Below are 15,561 nucleotides of genomic sequence, written 5' to 3' on the forward strand. Positions count from 1 at the left end.
GTTTTCTCCTAGATGTAGGTGCTTGAAATTTCGACGTCAGCCCAGCCGCTGGAAGGGGCAAGTGCCCGGATCGTGGGCTGAAAGGTTGACTCGGGGTCTACGGCGAGCCATGCGCGTTCTGTGAGCTGGTAGGTTTTATCCATATCGCCGGTGAGTACGCTTCCGGTTTTGCAGTCCACGACCACAGGTGTGGAATTGTGTACCGGCGCGGCGTAGGTCAGGCGCTTGCCGTTAGCGGTGAGTGTGAACCCTGCTGGCCAGTCACCACGGACAGTGATTGTTGGGTACGCGGTGGCGTTTCCCTCGTTGATTCCACTACCACCCACAGGTGTGCCGGCGCCCCAATCTAGCACTGGTGTTCCATCTACTGCTTTCTTCGTAGTAAAGAGAGGGTACATAAGACCTGTGCCAGCGCCAGCTGGGTAGATTTGAAAACGTTGTGGAGGTCCATATAAAAATGGGTCTGCTGCAACTAGCGGAATCTGTATTTCAGCTGACTGCAATCCTTTATACGTATGCTTGATATCGCCATCGAGTCGAACTTCGCACATCAACTCTAAGGAATCGGTTAAGACAGTTAATGTTCCGTATTCTCCGTCCCAAAGGATTCCAGAGAGAAAACGGTCGGCTACCAAACGCGTAGGATCATCTGGGAAAATTAATGTCCCTCGAAGAGTAAGCACACGTCCCGTACGTTTGGCAGGTCTCAGAAATAGACCATGTCCTAGTCCTCTTTGGGACTGCTCACCAGAGACCCCGACTCCTCCAAACCATCCGTCGAGCCCCGTCAACCAAAATCGTGATTTTTGCCCTGATTCTCGGTTGGAGAGCACTAGACTTCCATGTGCACCATCAAGCCGTGCATAACGAATAGCGGTATCAGACATTTAACCTCCCTAGTGTGACAGCCAAAGATTCTCCAACACGTCGGCCAAAATGATCAGGTTCAATCCACCCAGGGTTCTGGACGTTTACTGTGACACCTTCGTTGATTCGGCCACTACGCGCATCAAAAGAATCTGCTTCAACCAGGTTGAACTTAGGTACAGTAACCGGACTCAGAGAGGGCGGTGCAACCATCTTCCCCATTGCTTTTTGAACATTGTCCTGTTCATTAGCAAGGCCAATCGCCATGCCTTCACCGGTATAAGCACCAATTTTCATGAATACACGCGATGGCGAGTGAATACCGAGTAGGTTCTTCGCCCCACTAATCGCCCCATCTACTACACCTTTAGCGGCTGATACAACTGCGCCTGCCATTGACTTAATGCCGTTGATGAGACCCTGAATCATTTGTGTGCCGACAGACACCATTTGACCAGCAACCCCTGACAAGGTGGAGATGATGTTGCCACCCAGTTGCGTGAAGAAGCCGACTACAGCACTTAGACCTGCTGAAACAATTGATTGAAATTGAGAAATCGCGCTTGAAATAGTCGAAACTACAGATGCGAAAATACTGCTTACAATCGAAAGAATTGAACTCAGAACGCTGGAGACTATGCTTCGTGCCGCGCTAAAACCAGCCGAAATCACAGATTGAACATTGCTGATAGCAGAGCTGATGAACGAAGTGATTGAAGACCATATAGAGCTGACAACACTCATGATGGACGACATGATGCTAGAAACAACGCTCAGTGCAGAACTAAAACCAGAGCTCACTGCGCTGACGACATTCGCTACTGCGCTAGCAACCCAGCTCACGATACTGCTCCAAATACTCGAAACAGTCGAACCAATCGAACTCATAATGGAAGACACCACAGCGAGCGCAGCGTTGAATCCTGAGCTGATAGATGAGGTTACTGAGATTACTGCTGTGGATACGATCGAGACGACTGATGTCCATACACCGGAGATGATGGCGGTGATTCCTGACCATATTCCGGAGATGATGGCGGTTAACCCTGCCCACGCTGATGTTATGAAGCTGACTACCTGCATTGCGTAGGTCGTTACAGTCGTGATGATTGAAACCCAAACGGCTGTGATAACTGCGACGATGCCGTTCCACAGTGCTGAGGCGATGGCTACTAAGCCTGCCCAGGCAGCCTGGATGAATGTTACGACCTGCATTGCGTAGGTCGTGACAGTCGTGATGATGGTTGTCCACACAGTGACGATGACCGTCACGATTCCGTTCCAGAGTGCTGAGGCGATGGCTACCAAGCCTGCCCACGCAGCTTGGATAAAGGTTACGACCTGCATCGCGAACGTTGTCACGGTCGTGATGATTGACGTCCATACAGTCTGAATAATCGTGACGATGTTATTCCATGCTGTGGTGGTCCACTGGACGATGGTGTCCCAGTTCGCGATAACGAGCGCGACGAGTGCCGCTACTGCTACTGCGATGGCGACGCCTGCTGCGATCCATGCTGCTGCGGCCGCTCCGATCACACCGACAATTGCTGCGATTGCGCTGACCACAGGTGCCACCGCGGTAACAATGCCGATGATGACTGCGATAAACGCTCCAACCGCGGCTACGGCGATGAGCAGTCCCGCGGCCAATTGCGGGTTTGCAGATAGCCATGAAGCAATCGCGGTAACAATCTGCGCGATAATCGGTATCACAACTGTGAGTGCCGCTGAGAGCTTCGCGCCGATAGCTTCAATTACTGGTTGCAAGGATGTCATCAGCTGTGTGAATGCTGGTGCTAGGCCGGTTGCGATCTGCGCGACTACGGGTGCAAGCGTAGCTACTAGCGTTCCGAAGGTGGACGCTAGAGCTCCAAACAAGGGGGCGAGCGCGCCGATAGCAGGTTGAAGCGCCTGTGACGCGGTGACGATGCCTTGGAACATCTGAGTAATACCCGCGCCGAGCGCAGGGTCAGCTAGGGCTTGACCGAGCCCTGAAACGAGGTTCGATATTGCTTCACCTGCCATCGACATTGCACCGCTAATGGTGGGAGCAAGAGCAATGAAAGCGTTTCCGAGTGCTTGGACACCTGGCCCAAGATTTGAAATTGCGGCGTACGCACCTTCAAATACGGTAGTGAGCGCCCCTTGGAATGCGGGGCCGTTGACAGCCTGGTTGATGCGCTCTAGACCTTCAGCTAATGCACCGAGACCACCACCGCCTGCGGCGTTTGCGGCTTTTACAAGTCCACCGATAATTCCCCCTGCGGACATGGCAGCTGAACCAAGGAGTTTGAGGTTAGCGATTGCTCCGTCAATCCAGCTAAATATTTCACCGGATGCGGTAACGCGCGTAGTCCAGTCTTCGAAGCTGAAAGCGAGGTCATTGAACGTGGAAGCTAGTGGAGCCATATATGCTGAACCCACTCCACCGAGGTTGATAAGTCCCTGCACCATGGAGCCCACGCCGTCGCCTGCGGTGTTGATGGCATCTCGCATGTTCTGCAAGAATCCAGTCATGACCGCAATTGAGTGAGATGAAGAGACCGCGGAAGCAATAGCTGTCGCCCAGCCGCCGAACTGACCGGCTACTTCAGTGAGTGAGCCAGAAAGTGCCGGCATTACTGTATTGACCATGTCTCGGATAGGCTGAGCTGCACGGTCCCAGAAAGCGGCAGACATTGAATCTTGCAATGCATGGAATTGCGGGGCTAGATCACCTAGGACAGTAGGTAAATCCTTCAGCACCGAGACGAGGACACCCACACCAACGGCAGCCCCGGTAAATATACCGGGGAGCGCTAAGGCCGCCGGAGCAATCGCGGCAAGACCTGAACCGATACTGAGAAGCTGACCTGACGCACCAAGAGCTACCGCGCCTAGACCAGCGATAGCGGTTGAAGCGGTAGTGGCTTTCACACCGATAGTGTCAAAATTCCTGAACAGATTGCTCAAGCCAGTACCAATGCCCTTGAGGACATTGCCACCAGATAAAGACGCAAGCGCAGCTTTAGCGGACGCAATCGAGGAGGTGCTGACGCGCGCGTTGATAACTGCTGTGCGAGCGCGCGCGAGGGTAGCAAGAGTAGCTGATGCCTTGCCAGTATCTGCGTCTGCGTTGACGGTGGCGGTGATGTCATCGTCGAGTGAGTTGAGTTTCTGTTCTGCGCGGGCTGTATCGACATCGACGTTGATGTCGATTTTTCCGATTGCTGTTTCTGTTGCTTTTGCAGCATCGCGCGCAGAGTTGAGCAGTGTTTTAGCGTCAATTTCTGCTTCGAGTTCAAGACGCACACTGCGTTCTACTTGGCGTAGGTCATTGAGCAGATCTTTATAAAAGCTTTTCGTGTTCGGGAGGGCACGAACTTCAACGCGCCCAATTTCCGCTGCTGCCATTCGTGCCCCTCCCATGCCGGGTGCTTATGCTCCGGCAAAAAAAGAACCCACATCATCCAGTGATGTAGGTTGCTGTGTTGTATTTGTTTTTGAACCCGGTCTTTCCACATAGGTGGGTGATTTGACCGGTTTTTTGCCCGCGTTGATTTTTTGTAGAACAAACTGGGTGTTTTTGAGTTCGTCTTGTACGTTGTCTAATCGCTGGGCGGTCGCGTCGTAGCCGAAGAGTTTGATGTCTTCTAGCTCGTTGGCGCGGTATAGAGACCAGGGTTCGTGCCTGATCCGGTTGATAAGCGCGAGAAGCGGTCGGATATCTTCTTGCCATACCATCTCGTAGGGGTCACGTTGGTAAAGGGCAAGGAAATCCCCAACTAGGTCTTCGCGTGCTTCGAACCAGGTCTCTAGTTCTTGTCTTTTCCCACTTCACCGGCGTAGTTCAGTGATAGGTTCATCGCGTCCTGCCAGCGGTTGATAGGGAACTTCTTGTTCCAAGCTTCGAGGTCAACCACAAATGAGTCTTCGATGATGTCCATGAAGTTCTTGATGCCCACAGGGTTCATGGATGAAAGGAGTACCATTGCGTCTTCATCAGACATGGACTCAAAAGCTTCATCATCAAGTCCTGCGATGTCCTTGCCCAGTGCCTGTCCGAGGGTTAGCGCGAGAAGCGCTGCTTCAGAGCGTCGAAGCTGGCTGATGGGCTTGAGCAGTTCTGCGCCGTCCAATTCGCGGTAGGACTGTGCAGGTTCTTTGTGATCCTGGGGGAGCTTTGCTCCAGCAGTTTTTGCCTGCTTTTTGGCAGTAGTTGCAGTAGTCACGAGGTGAGCCTCCTATAGAGAGAAAATGTGAGCCGTCAAAAATGAACCTCTTACCCCGCGAGGCTCACATCAGCGGGGTAAGAGGGCGTTTTGTTTAAACCTGGTCAGGTGCTTCTACCGTTACCGGGGGAATCGATGCATCATAAGGACGAGCCGAGTACCAGAAAATCTTCTTGTACTTCGCTGAGTCAGACGCGAGGATGTCACCCTTAAGCTCAATCTCAAAGAACTGCTCGGGATCAATCGATGGAGCGTCACCAGCACCGACTTTAATGCGTCGGATGTAAGCGCCAGCACGCTTACCGTTGTGCGCGAAGATGATCATCATGGACTTGGTAATGGGCTCCACATCGCCCATTCCGTAGCCCTTAAGCTCATCATCCCACTCACCGCCACCAAAAGCGTACTCAAAGGTCTTACGCTGCATCGAAAGCGCGCGAATAAGAACACTCCACAGAGTTGCCTCATAGGTAGTGTCCATGCCGTCTTCTTCCCAGGTATCTACTGAAGAGACATCGCCACCATCTTTGGAGAACTCCACGGTGTTCTCTTTCGACGTGTAACCAAGCGACTCCCAACCGGGGCCGTAGGTTGCCGTGTCCTTAATGTTGAAGCCGGTAATATCGAACGGCTCAGCAGTCTCATCAGTGGAGATCAGGACGTTACCGTGCCCTGGCACCACCAAGGTCTTAGGGTCAAGATTAGGGTCATTAGCCATCTTGACTACCTCCTTAAATATGAAAGGCACCCCGGAAGGTGCCTAGAGTTCTTGAATTATTTACGTGATGATTAGACGGTACTGAGCGTTGTACTGATGAGACAGTTTCTCAGTCACTGCTGAAACATTAGGTTGTTTCAGCGGCAACATCTCAGCCGAGAAATATGCAAGACCACTACTGCCAACTTCTTTTCCCTGCTCGTATATATCTTCGAAAATTTCAGTTACTTTCTGCGCAATTGCAAAGGCTTTTGCGTTACTGGGAGAAATGACTGAAATCGCGAACGACGTATCCATAGATGCGGTCACTGGCCCGTTAGCTACTGGCCGGTTCGCGGTCATGGTGTGCAGGAGAAAGGTATCTGGCACTTGTAGGGGTACTTGCGAATGAACTGGTACATCAATGGCTTGGGAAAGGACAGTTTGAACAAATTCAGTTGGATTCATTCTTGTGCCGCTCTCGTCAAGTTGAACTGACCAGGTACAAACTTTCCACCTTTTGTGTAATGCCCAAATTCAATGGACATCGCATTCGGGTCATCGTTGTAGGCGACAGTATCAACTACTCCCTTTTTGCCGGGTACTTTTTCTGTGCCGAAGCTCGAACTATAGTGTCCTGTCTTTGAATGCCCTGCGGCATTCTGGCGAGCTCGCTGAACAACTTTTTCTGCTGCTTTATCGAGCTCACCCGACGCTGATACCATGCGAGCGATTATGACACCCGCGTTCTTATCAACTGACGCCATTTGTATTCTGGCCTCTCTGCATGAAAATGCGATCTGCTTGAGTCCGTACCCCCATGCGAGACATTCGAGGGCGTCCGACCTGCTTGAAATCGAAACCGTTCCAACGAATTATCGAGTTCGGTTCACCTGGCCAAGTCCCAGCGGGAGCTGTTATCCGATACGAATCTGTAAGAATCAACCCATACTGCTCAGCTTCATTAGCCGAAACAGGGTGTACATTGCACCGAACGCTCACTTCTTCTGTCTGAACATGGTCAATAGCGCCCATTGAATCTGTGACAGCCTGTTGCAAGAAAACTTGCACTGTGTGTCGTGGAGAACCAAGTAGCCCCATCAGATCCCACCAGCCCAGATAGTTCCACGAGCCAATGACGCCGAGCGAGGGATAAACACGTCGCCGGCAGCGCCGCATCCCAACAGAGCTAGATCCTTGTCGGGGAACCAGATGTTCCCGGAACGGGTCAATGGATCAACGGTATAGCTATAGCCGTCTTCAGATTCAGACTTAATACCGACTTCGTCAGCTTTAGTGCGGGCGACACGAGCCACCGCTTCAATGATGATATCTTTCGCCATATCAGCGGTGGCAGTGTCTTCACGCTCGATGAGAGTTTTGGTCTGTGGGCACTGAGCAAACAAGCGACGCTCAGCCTTTTCAATCTGGGTCATTACCCATTCTGAAACCCCAGCATCATTCATATCCAAGATGCCACGAAGTTCGTACTGCACTTCTTCAGGAGTAATTGCAAGAATGCCCATGCAACACCGCCTTACTCGGTCTCGAACGCGTTATCCGGGTCCAACTCATCAGATTTGTTCTCGACTACCTCGGTAGTGACTTCCTCAACGACCTCAGTTACCGGGGCATTAGCTTCATGCACGGTTGTTTCAACAACTGTGGTTTCTTTCTTCACCTCAGTACCTTCAGTTACAAAGTGATCATCGGAAATCAGCTTTCCGAACCCATGAGGAACAGGCGTCCCTGCTTCCAAAAACACCGGCTCATCAGTTTTAGGGTCACGCACGAAAATGCTGGCTGTAAGAATCTTCTTAGCTTTAGCTGCCATGGTTAGAAGACCTTTGCAACCAGTGAACGGTTCGCATTTGCAAGTACAGGCAGTGCAATCGCATCTGCAACAACCTCAAGACCTACAGGGGGCTTGTCGTTGTCGAAGAGTGCCGCTACCAGACCGGGAGCGTCAGCATCTGAGATGCCCCACGATGGAGTCTGCGAAGTCGCTGTAGTACCCCAAGGAGTACCGCCGAGCTCGCTTGCTTCGGTAGAGAACTTCTCACCGGGTGCAGGCAGAAGAAGCAAGCGGTCATCAGGAATGAGGCGGCCGGCAGCGTTAGCACGGTCGAAAATGGTGAGCGTCGGGAGACCCTGACCAAGAAGAATATCGTTGATATCTTCGATACCTGCGGCGCGTGAACCGCCGTTTACCATCTGAGTTGCGAAAGCACCGTTCTTGGCGATCTGACGCACAACGCGACCAGAGGCAACAATGGTGCCAGGCTCAGCCCCAAAGTTATTCTTCTTGTAGGTTTCAACCCACAAAGCGATATCATCGAGGATATCGCCACCGGCATTCCACAAAGTAGCTGCAGTGACGTTGTGTTCTGCTGAGCGACCGAATGACTCATCAATCTTCAGGTCTTCCTGAGTAATGGTGAGGTTACCCGTGAGCAGCAAGCGAGCGCGGATTGCTTCGAGTGCTTCAAAGTATGAGTTCACGATGCGTGATGCGCGGCGCTGTGCCCAGCGGGTTTTTGCTTCGATTGAGCTTGAAGGACCGCCGTTGATGGCATCAAGCTCACCAAACTTGCCCTGCTCTGAGAGGGGGAGGAGTCGGATGGTGCGCTGTACCATGGGCACGTCTGCGCCAAAACGGGGTTCTGCGTCGAATGCGCGGTACTTCGCAGGTTCAATGGGACGGTTGCCTTCGACGGTTACATCGATGGTTGCGCCGTCGATGTCGAAGTTGGGCAAGAAGGCTGAGAGGACGCCGTCCTTTTCTTCCTTTGCCACGTAGAGTGTGCGCATGAATTCGGTCAGTGATGCCGGATCCATGATTTCGGTGTTGATGACACCCATATCGTGTGCCGCCTTTCTTAGAGGTAATTGATGGTGGTGTTAGCCTGAGTTGCAGGCGCTTTGAATCCCTGGAAGGGGACCTTTGAAGCAACGACGCGGCCGTGGTCGAGTAGTGCTGCGGCTTCAATCTTGCCGGTTGCATTGACTGCATCGACGGGGTAGTCGTTGAGCAGGTGTCCTGCGAGGTTGGTGCCGTCGTAGGGGACTGCGAGACCGTCCTCTCCGATGGTCACGGGGAAACCTTGGGGGATGAACCCCTGTGGGTAATGGGTTTCCTTGGTGAACTTGGAGAGATCAACGGTGACTGAGCGTCCGTTCCAGATGGCGTGCGCTGACGCAAGCCATGACTGGTCACCACCGAGGTTTGAGGTGCTATTAGTAATCAGAGCCATTTCTTACCTTCCTTTGTTGAGAAATTCCTCAGCCATCGCCTTGCCGTGCTCTTTGCCGGAAATCGGTGTTGAGTTACGGTAGCCTGCATGATTTGACGGGCCGCGCTTAGACTGAGCAGGTGCGAGCGCATCGAAGAACGCGTTGAGTTCATCGCTTTTTAGCTCACCGCCTTCACCGACGTAGAGAGCTGGGTTGATGCCTGCTCGAATGACGGAGAGACGTTCTTCGTCGATTCCACGGGATAGAGCTGAGCTGGTGAAGTTGGAATCGAAAATTTTTGTCGCGTACTCTGATGCGACTTTGTTGCGCTCTTCGAGCCGGGCTTGTTCGAGGAGTTCAGCGATGGATTCCTCGGTGTACTGCGGGGAGTCAGCTTCGTCTGGTTCTTCCGCTGACTCAGAGTCAGATTCAGTAGAACCAGAGTCTTTGGCGTCATCCTCTGAACCATGCTCTTCATCTTCAGGTTCGGGAATGATGTCTTCATCCAGCACCAAGGTTGTTTCACCGCTGTTGGGCTTGAAGGTGTTCCACCATTGAGTAATCGCTTCGTGCTTTGAGTCATCACCGTCCCGAGCGGTCACACGCTTCTTGGCGATTTCCGGTGAAGTCATCAACACGATGGTTTCGTCTGCTTTAATGCGTTCAGCGGCTTCTGCGCGCTCTTTAGCGTCAGCGAGAGTGCGAACCACATAAACATCTTTTTCGAAGCTGTGGGCGGCGTTTTCAGCATCCAGTCGCCATTTCTGGGCGATATCCTCAGTGGGAGCTGCTTTACGGTACTCATCGAGGTCTACGACGATGCCGTCATTTTCTTGCGCGAGCTTCTGTGCATAGGTGGTTTTACCTACGCCGGGAGCTCCAACGATAAGCTTGACGCTCATGCGACTTTCTCCAATTCTTTCGAGTACTTTTTGAGTTCTTGTTCCATACGGCGGCGAGCGAAAATCATTCCTAAGACCTTCGGGTCATGAGCAGACATTCCGCTGTCTCGAAGTTCTTGGATGCGACGTTGATACGCTTCATGCTGGGTTCTCGCGTTGCCAATAAGACGGTTCAAATCGTGCTTAGTACGGTCTTCTTTCTGGCGTAGGTATCGCAAGCTGCTGGTATCGACCACAGCAACTTTTGGTTTGCGGGCGCGTTTGCGAGTTTTAGCCTCGTCTTCAGTTAGATATTTATCGCCGGCACGAATTAGCACAGGACCAAGCTCACCATGCTCGTAGGATGCCACACGGATATTTTTTAGGTCTTTAGCCGCGGTTGAATCACCTGCAGCTGAATACAGCTTTTTCAAATCATCTTGGTTCAGACTCATGCCAGGATCATTAGCTTTAGTTATGGGAGCTACATCGCAGTTACAGCCGTCATGAATCGGCATTAAGTCATCAACTTTGTAAACCCTGTCCGCGGCCACAATGCATAGACCGCAGACGCCTGATTTAGAGAGTTCAGGATGAATTATGCGTCGGTACCCAATAACCTTGTCCGAGCGCCGTAGCTGACGAACCTGAGCATCACGCCGCGTAAGCTGCGCATCAGTATTAGCGATGTGCTCCACACGGTCGAGCGCTGCCAACAACGCATCTTGCTCTGTTTCGCCAACAGACACAGCGTAACGGTATTGCTCAGCAGGACGCTTCCACACCTCTAACGGATCAACTCCGCGCGGATACTCAAACGGCTGAGGTGCCTCGGCCTTCAAAGCTTGCCCAGTCTGAAGCATCAAAGCCTGCATCGTTGACTCAGCCAACGTCTTCACTTGCTCCAGAACCCTCTGTTCAGCATCAACAGCGAGTTGAGCAGCCTGCTCAACGCCGTCATCGTCATACCAGCCGTCAAACGAACCCCAAATCTCAGCGAGCGCCTGCATCATTGCTGACACCAGGCGGCCTTGCATTCCTGCTGAGCTGAGCACCGTCTGGGCTAGTTTGGTGGTGAGATTGTTCTGAGCCAAATCTCACCACCGCCTTAGCCTTGAACTGGTGTTTGGTTTGAAACGTCTGAGGTGGTCAATGCGCTAGCGCCGTTGAGTACGGCGTTGAGAGCATCGTCCATACGGTGCGCTTTCATCTGCTCAATCTCAGCGGGGGAGAACTCGTAGAATTTCTCCGCCACTGTCTGCCAAGGCAACCCAGATGATGCCGCAAGCTGGCCAGACTGCGCGCGTTCGAGTAGAGATGAGCGTCGAGCCGGCGCCCAAATAACGCGCATCTTTCGCCGGTCAGCCAAATCCTTTTCACCAGAGAATTTGAGCATGTGAGAAATTGCTGCAGCAAAGCGTGGGGTCAGTCGTTTCTGCAAATCTTCTGCTTTGAAAATCTGGCCTTCACGCATTAGCTCTGAAGATGCAGCTGATTGCTGAGCGGCATCTGAGGACAAGGCATAAAGCGGTGATTGCGCGGCAATTGCCAGACGCTCAACGTCCTTGGTGACAGCTGAAATGATTTGATTGATATCTCCTTGCCCTGATTCCCAAACGTTGGCTGCTTCTGGGAGAATCCACAAAGAGCCAGGATCAGAGGTGAAGATATTGGCATAATCGATTTGTTTACCCGTTTTCGGGTCAGTACCGGGCACACCCTTAACCGCGCGCTGTCGAAACGCCTGCATGACGGTGATAATCATCTGCTGAAGAATGGTGTGATTAATGCGCTGCATATGCGGAATATGTTTCTCATACTCACCCACACCAAACCGGTTGAGCAACGTATAAATGGGCACGTCATCAAGCTCAGAATCTTCACGACCCACAAATTCCGAATCAAAAAACTCATCCGACCAGTCGTAACCGTTCAGACTGACACGATTCTTCCAGATACTCGTGGCACCGTATTTATAAGCTATGCGTTGGTACCCAGCACGATAAAGCACAAGGACATCACGCCCACGGGCGTCATCGCGATAGACCTTTAGAGCCGCGACATTCTTCGCGGGGTCTAGCGGGTCAGCTTCAGCTACTACCTCAGAAGGATGCTCAGCCGTAATGCGACCTTCCATACCGTTTTCGGTTTCAACCTGACGCACCAGAAGGTACGAGACAGACAAAGAAAGCATCCACTCAATAGCCTGGCGAAACTGCGCCGATGCGTCAGTGGCAAGCATCAGCTCAATGATGCGTGCCGCTTCTTCATCGGTGGGATTAGTACCAGAACTAACAGCTTCAACCTGCACGCGATACAGCGTTGAAGAAACTATCAGCTCAGCCAAGTTCAACGACGCGATACTAAGCAATCGCTCATAAGCCTCACGGTTCTGTTTGCCCGTCATCTCCCACGGAGGCGGAGGCTTACCATCGAGCCACATCTGTAGGTTCTCGATGCGCGGCCGACGATCGCCCAAAGACTTAGCTAAACGCTTGACCCACCACTCATCACTACCGGGAGTATCTACCAAGTTTTTACTGAATGCCATTGGTTTTCATCCCTCCTAGTAAGCGCGGAAAGGCACAAACGTATCTTTCGGTTTCTCTTGTTGTTCAGGCTTAGCCAGATAATTTGCTCTAGCTTCATACGCCAAAGTTGCAGCAATAGCCGCGTCAATCTTTCGGACGCTGTTCTTGGATTCTTTACCGATCACTTCGAAATTGCGCGAGCGCGTCCACTTCTGCGCGTTCTGTAAATGACGTTTGAGCTGCCGGTTCGGAATGACCTTCGCGCGGCCGTCACCAAGCGCAATCTTCAAGCGCTGCAGTGCGCGGTGCATCGATGAATCAAACGAGGTATAGAAAGCGATTTTGCCTTTACCTGTAGCGGTTGCAACGAGGCGGTCGCCGTACTTCTTCTCCCAGTCGTCTACCTGGTCGTACCAGTACGGGGGATCAGCAAAGAAGCCTACAACTTCGAATCGCTCAAAGGCGCTATCTACAGCGGTTTCAAACTTCTTGATATTTACGCGCCAGTCGCGAGCTTCTGGCCCGTCTGGGCGTTCTTGAATCAGCAGTGGAAATATGAGGCCGTCTTCCACGCGGCAAGCAACTAGAGCCGTAGCATCGTGGGTTAGCGCGCCGTCAAATCCCAGGGTGATCTTGTCACCGTTGTTGACGATGCCTCCCCATTTCTCGGGAAGTCCAGCAGTGGCTTTCTGAATAGTGTCCAGCGTCAGCCATGCGTTCGAGCCCTCCACCAGTGCATTCAGGAAGTATCGGCGTGAATCGTTGACCGTTGAACGCAAATCAAGAATGTCATCCATGATGCCTTCAACCGAGTTCCATTCAAGAGCCTCGCCATACGACTCAATGATTGCTTCGCGCAGCTTGTCATGATTATTGAGATCCGACAGCTGAGAGCCACGATGGTCATAGAGCATGCGAGCGCGTCCACGGAACTTGCCGTCCTCAATCGCTTGAGCCATTTGGTAGGTGGCTTCAGCAATTGAATCCTCGCCTGGCGCGTACATAGTCGTTGTTTCCAGATACCAAGTGCCGGCACCTTTAGCGCGCTTCGCGAGATTTCGCTTGACCGTGCTGTACATATCGCGCAAGCGCTTGATGTTGTACAGATGGGTCTCATCGAAAACCACAAAAGTTTCTTTGCCACCGTCTTTAGACGCTGAGCCTGATGAAGTCGGTACAATCTCGCCACCGTCTGGCAGTTTTACGCGCGTCAAACCTACGTCCATCCCTTGAGCGGTCAGCGCTGAGAGCGGGCCTTCAGTGAGATTCACGTAAATATTGTCGTAGGTGTTACCAGTCTGCCCTTCTTCGGTCGCCATAACACGTACAACAGGGTCAGTGACCGGCCTGCCCATTGGTTCACCGGGGGAGTAGTAGTAACGCTGACCTAGAAACTCGTAATATTCTCCACCTTCCGCCCAGCCGAGGAAGCGACAAGGCCCAAAAGCTTCGAATATCGCCAGATGCGCAGCCATACCCGACTTATCGCAACCTTTCGGACGGGAGAAAAAGGCAGAGTCCACAAGGCGGTCTCCATTTTCATCGAGCAGATAGCAGTCAACAATAAAACCGCCGAACTCATCACCGCGCTTGACCGGCGTTCCGTGAGCATCACCTGGACCATTGACTAGAAAAGTCTCAATCCACCACCAAGCAAGAAAACCAAGGGATCGTTTACGAGTCGCACCTTCAGGCTTTATGAGAGTGCGAGGCATTGGCTACTCCTCGCTCAGAAGACGTCCACGACGGTTCTTATACGGAGACATCTGAATAACGTCAGTATCAAGACCTTCACTCACTTCTGGGACGGTCACGATCTCGGCCCGGAGACGGTTGCGGTCATCTGGGGTAGCACCAAACTTTGCGACACGCAGACGAACCTCAGAAGCGAAATCCCAACGACCATTCATCCACATATTGTGGTGGATCAGCGCGGTATCAAGCAGATAATCCCAGTCAGGCGCCGAGAGCATACGCGTCGCCTGCGGTGAACTACGCCAGTTCTCCCACCACTGTCTAGTGACTGGATGCCATTGCTGACCGTCAGGAAGAACGCCTTCGGGCAAGTCAGGACCATGAACTGATCCGTCCTCAATCAGCTGCGTAAATTCAGGCTTTTTATTGCGCCGAATAGCGTCTTTTTGAGGGGCAGGACCATTACCAGCCATACAAAAACACCCCTTTCGAACACATTTTCTAAGACCGAAATCACGTTTTGACTAGGACTTTCTCAATTCCCCCAGACCCGTACACACTGCGAGAGGCAGAACGCAGCGGACAAGGGCAAAACCGGGGTGCCGGGAGACCCTCCAAGGGGAGGGTCAACCACCAGCCAACCCCGGATGACTCACAGACTTCTTCGCTTGACGCACCCGAGAGCCACCTTGACGCCCCGTTTCTTGGTTATGATGCCAAGAACAAAGCGATTCAAGCATTTCAATACGATGATCATGAGGTGAGCCGATATGATTCACATCGGTTGCCTTCTCCATGCAGCGCTGGCCGGTGTCTTCACGAATACGAACGCAACGATGACCGTCCATCTTCAAACGCTTAGCCCGAAGACGCCACCAATCTTTAGGCAACGGAACAGTCCGAGAACTCTTAGACTTCCAAGCCATTGCCTAACCTTTACCTAATGGGTTCTTGCCTTTACGCTCACCTGGCCACATCCCAGTCACATCATGAAACCACTGGGATGCAACACGCTTAGCAATCGCATCAGCCATGTGCTTCTTCAGGTGGTTGTACAACGTAGTCCACGGATGCGGAGAACTAACCCACTTCGCAAGCCCAGGCCCCTTCGTCCAGTACCACTTCAGATACCCACGAGACCCAGGCTTAGGGTTAGCTACCGCATCAGTCCTCGTCGTCGCCATCGCGCTCAGCCCAGGAACCAGACTTACTCTCTTGCAAAGCCACTGACAGTAGACCAACCTGCACAACAGCAGAAAGGTTAGGCGAAGCCCCCATTGCAAAACCATCGAGAATCTGACCATCAAGGATCTGTTCTCGAAGAACTACCACTGCGTCGTACGCTTCGTTAACATCTTCGAGACCGGTAATCTCAATCTCGTTACCATTGTCGAGGACTAGCTTCGCCATAATTTCTCCTTCATAAAAGAATGCCGCTGGCT

General features: G+C 52.3%; 18 protein-coding genes. All 18 read right to left on the bottom strand.

Features of this window, described 5'->3' with window-relative positions:
• Positions 1–8: 8 nt before the first annotated feature.
• The 18 genes from IDM49_RS05620 to IDM49_RS05705 all read right to left on the bottom strand — a co-directional run bounded on the left by IDM49_RS05620 (position 9) and on the right by IDM49_RS05705 (position 15,529).
• The gene (locus IDM49_RS05620; protein ID WP_193836682.1) at positions 9–551 is read right to left on the bottom strand and encodes a hypothetical protein; all 543 of its coding nucleotides are present in this window, start codon (positions 549–551) and stop codon (positions 9–11) included.
• Between the two features lie 328 nt (positions 552–879).
• Positions 880–4,263, bottom strand: a complete 3,384-nt coding sequence (locus tag IDM49_RS05625) for a phage tail protein (RefSeq protein WP_190725315.1) — start codon at positions 4,261–4,263, stop codon at positions 880–882.
• 24 nt (positions 4,264–4,287) lie between these two features.
• Positions 4,288–4,593 carry a hypothetical protein gene (locus tag IDM49_RS05630; protein WP_190725316.1) on the bottom strand — a complete coding sequence of 102 codons (306 nt, stop codon included), beginning with the start codon at positions 4,591–4,593 and terminating at the stop codon, positions 4,288–4,290.
• A gap of 71 nt (positions 4,594–4,664) precedes the next feature.
• Positions 4,665–5,081, bottom strand: coding sequence for a hypothetical protein (locus IDM49_RS05635; protein WP_190725317.1), 417 nt, complete (start codon positions 5,079–5,081; stop codon positions 4,665–4,667).
• A 94-nt stretch (positions 5,082–5,175) separates the two neighbouring features.
• Positions 5,176–5,799 carry a phage tail tube protein gene (locus IDM49_RS05640; protein WP_190725318.1) on the bottom strand — a complete coding sequence of 208 codons (624 nt, stop codon included), beginning with the start codon at positions 5,797–5,799 and terminating at the stop codon, positions 5,176–5,178.
• Between the two features lie 60 nt (positions 5,800–5,859).
• Positions 5,860–6,246, bottom strand: coding sequence for a hypothetical protein (locus IDM49_RS05645; protein ID WP_190725319.1), 387 nt, complete (start codon positions 6,244–6,246; stop codon positions 5,860–5,862).
• The gene (locus tag IDM49_RS05650) at positions 6,243–6,545 is read right to left on the bottom strand and encodes a DUF5403 family protein (protein ID WP_190725320.1); all 303 of its coding nucleotides are present in this window, start codon (positions 6,543–6,545) and stop codon (positions 6,243–6,245) included. The genes IDM49_RS05645 and IDM49_RS05650 overlap by 4 nt, the downstream gene beginning before the upstream one ends.
• Positions 6,546–6,878: 333 nt before the next feature.
• Entirely contained in the window at positions 6,879–7,304 is a 426-nt protein-coding gene (locus IDM49_RS05655; RefSeq protein WP_190725321.1) for a Gp19/Gp15/Gp42 family protein, read from the bottom strand.
• Positions 7,305–7,315: 11 nt separating this feature from the next.
• Positions 7,316–7,612 (bottom strand): hypothetical protein, encoded by a 297-nt coding sequence (locus IDM49_RS05660; RefSeq protein ID WP_190725322.1) that lies wholly within the window; start codon positions 7,610–7,612, stop codon positions 7,316–7,318.
• A gap of 2 nt (positions 7,613–7,614) precedes the next feature.
• On the bottom strand, positions 7,615–8,640 hold the full coding sequence (locus IDM49_RS05665; RefSeq protein WP_190725323.1) for a major capsid protein: 1,026 nt from the start codon (positions 8,638–8,640) through the stop codon (positions 7,615–7,617).
• A gap of 17 nt (positions 8,641–8,657) precedes the next feature.
• The gene (locus IDM49_RS05670; protein WP_190725324.1) at positions 8,658–9,032 is read right to left on the bottom strand and encodes a hypothetical protein; all 375 of its coding nucleotides are present in this window, start codon (positions 9,030–9,032) and stop codon (positions 8,658–8,660) included.
• Between the two features lie 3 nt (positions 9,033–9,035).
• Positions 9,036–9,914, bottom strand: coding sequence for an AAA family ATPase (locus IDM49_RS05675; protein WP_190725325.1), 879 nt, complete (start codon positions 9,912–9,914; stop codon positions 9,036–9,038).
• Positions 9,911–10,987 carry a hypothetical protein gene (locus IDM49_RS05680; protein ID WP_190725326.1) on the bottom strand — a complete coding sequence of 359 codons (1,077 nt, stop codon included), beginning with the start codon at positions 10,985–10,987 and terminating at the stop codon, positions 9,911–9,913. Before IDM49_RS05680 ends, IDM49_RS05675 begins: the two co-directional genes overlap by 4 nt.
• 14 nt (positions 10,988–11,001) lie before the next feature.
• The gene (locus tag IDM49_RS05685; RefSeq protein ID WP_190725327.1) at positions 11,002–12,444 is read right to left on the bottom strand and encodes a phage portal protein; all 1,443 of its coding nucleotides are present in this window, start codon (positions 12,442–12,444) and stop codon (positions 11,002–11,004) included.
• Positions 12,445–12,459: 15 nt separating this feature from the next.
• On the bottom strand, positions 12,460–14,139 hold the full coding sequence (locus IDM49_RS05690; RefSeq protein ID WP_190725328.1) for a terminase: 1,680 nt from the start codon (positions 14,137–14,139) through the stop codon (positions 12,460–12,462).
• Positions 14,140–14,142: 3 nt separating this feature from the next.
• Entirely contained in the window at positions 14,143–14,592 is a 450-nt protein-coding gene (locus tag IDM49_RS05695; protein WP_190725329.1) for a phage terminase small subunit, read from the bottom strand.
• Between the two features lie 153 nt (positions 14,593–14,745).
• The gene (locus tag IDM49_RS05700) at positions 14,746–15,045 is read right to left on the bottom strand and encodes an HNH endonuclease (protein ID WP_190725330.1); all 300 of its coding nucleotides are present in this window, start codon (positions 15,043–15,045) and stop codon (positions 14,746–14,748) included.
• A 238-nt stretch (positions 15,046–15,283) separates the two neighbouring features.
• A complete protein-coding gene (locus IDM49_RS05705; protein WP_190725331.1) occupies positions 15,284–15,529 on the bottom strand; it encodes a hypothetical protein in 246 nt (81 codons plus the stop codon).
• Positions 15,530–15,561: the final 32 nt, after the last annotated feature.

This window comes from Rothia terrae (genome assembly GCF_014705925.2).
Lineage (GTDB): Bacteria > Actinomycetota > Actinomycetes > Actinomycetales > Micrococcaceae > Rothia > Rothia terrae.

Bases quoted from the DNA above. Each gene is read 5' to 3' on its own strand.
- IDM49_RS05620 (WP_193836682.1), bottom strand. From the start codon at position 551: ATGTGCGAAGTTCGACTCGATGGCGATATCAAGCATACGTATAAAGGA.
- IDM49_RS05625 (WP_190725315.1), bottom strand. From the start codon at position 4,263: ATGGCAGCAGCGGAAATTGGGCGCGTTGAAGTTCGTGCCCTCCCGAAC.
- IDM49_RS05630 (WP_190725316.1), bottom strand. From the start codon at position 4,593: ATGGTATGGCAAGAAGATATCCGACCGCTTCTCGCGCTTATCAACCGG.
- IDM49_RS05640 (WP_190725318.1), bottom strand. From the start codon at position 5,799: ATGGCTAATGACCCTAATCTTGACCCTAAGACCTTGGTGGTGCCAGGG.
- IDM49_RS05645 (WP_190725319.1), bottom strand. From the start codon at position 6,246: ATGAATCCAACTGAATTTGTTCAAACTGTCCTTTCCCAAGCCATTGAT.
- IDM49_RS05650 (WP_190725320.1), bottom strand. From the start codon at position 6,545: ATGGCGTCAGTTGATAAGAACGCGGGTGTCATAATCGCTCGCATGGTA.
- IDM49_RS05655 (WP_190725321.1), bottom strand. From the start codon at position 7,304: ATGGGCATTCTTGCAATTACTCCTGAAGAAGTGCAGTACGAACTTCGT.
- IDM49_RS05660 (WP_190725322.1), bottom strand. From the start codon at position 7,612: ATGGCAGCTAAAGCTAAGAAGATTCTTACAGCCAGCATTTTCGTGCGT.
- IDM49_RS05665 (WP_190725323.1), bottom strand. From the start codon at position 8,640: ATGGGTGTCATCAACACCGAAATCATGGATCCGGCATCACTGACCGAA.
- IDM49_RS05670 (WP_190725324.1), bottom strand. From the start codon at position 9,032: ATGGCTCTGATTACTAATAGCACCTCAAACCTCGGTGGTGACCAGTCA.
- IDM49_RS05675 (WP_190725325.1), bottom strand. From the start codon at position 9,914: ATGAGCGTCAAGCTTATCGTTGGAGCTCCCGGCGTAGGTAAAACCACC.
- IDM49_RS05685 (WP_190725327.1), bottom strand. From the start codon at position 12,444: ATGGCATTCAGTAAAAACTTGGTAGATACTCCCGGTAGTGATGAGTGG.
- IDM49_RS05690 (WP_190725328.1), bottom strand. From the start codon at position 14,139: ATGCCTCGCACTCTCATAAAGCCTGAAGGTGCGACTCGTAAACGATCC.
- IDM49_RS05695 (WP_190725329.1), bottom strand. From the start codon at position 14,592: ATGGCTGGTAATGGTCCTGCCCCTCAAAAAGACGCTATTCGGCGCAAT.
- IDM49_RS05700 (WP_190725330.1), bottom strand. From the start codon at position 15,045: ATGGCTTGGAAGTCTAAGAGTTCTCGGACTGTTCCGTTGCCTAAAGAT.
- IDM49_RS05705 (WP_190725331.1), bottom strand. From the start codon at position 15,529: ATGGCGAAGCTAGTCCTCGACAATGGTAACGAGATTGAGATTACCGGT.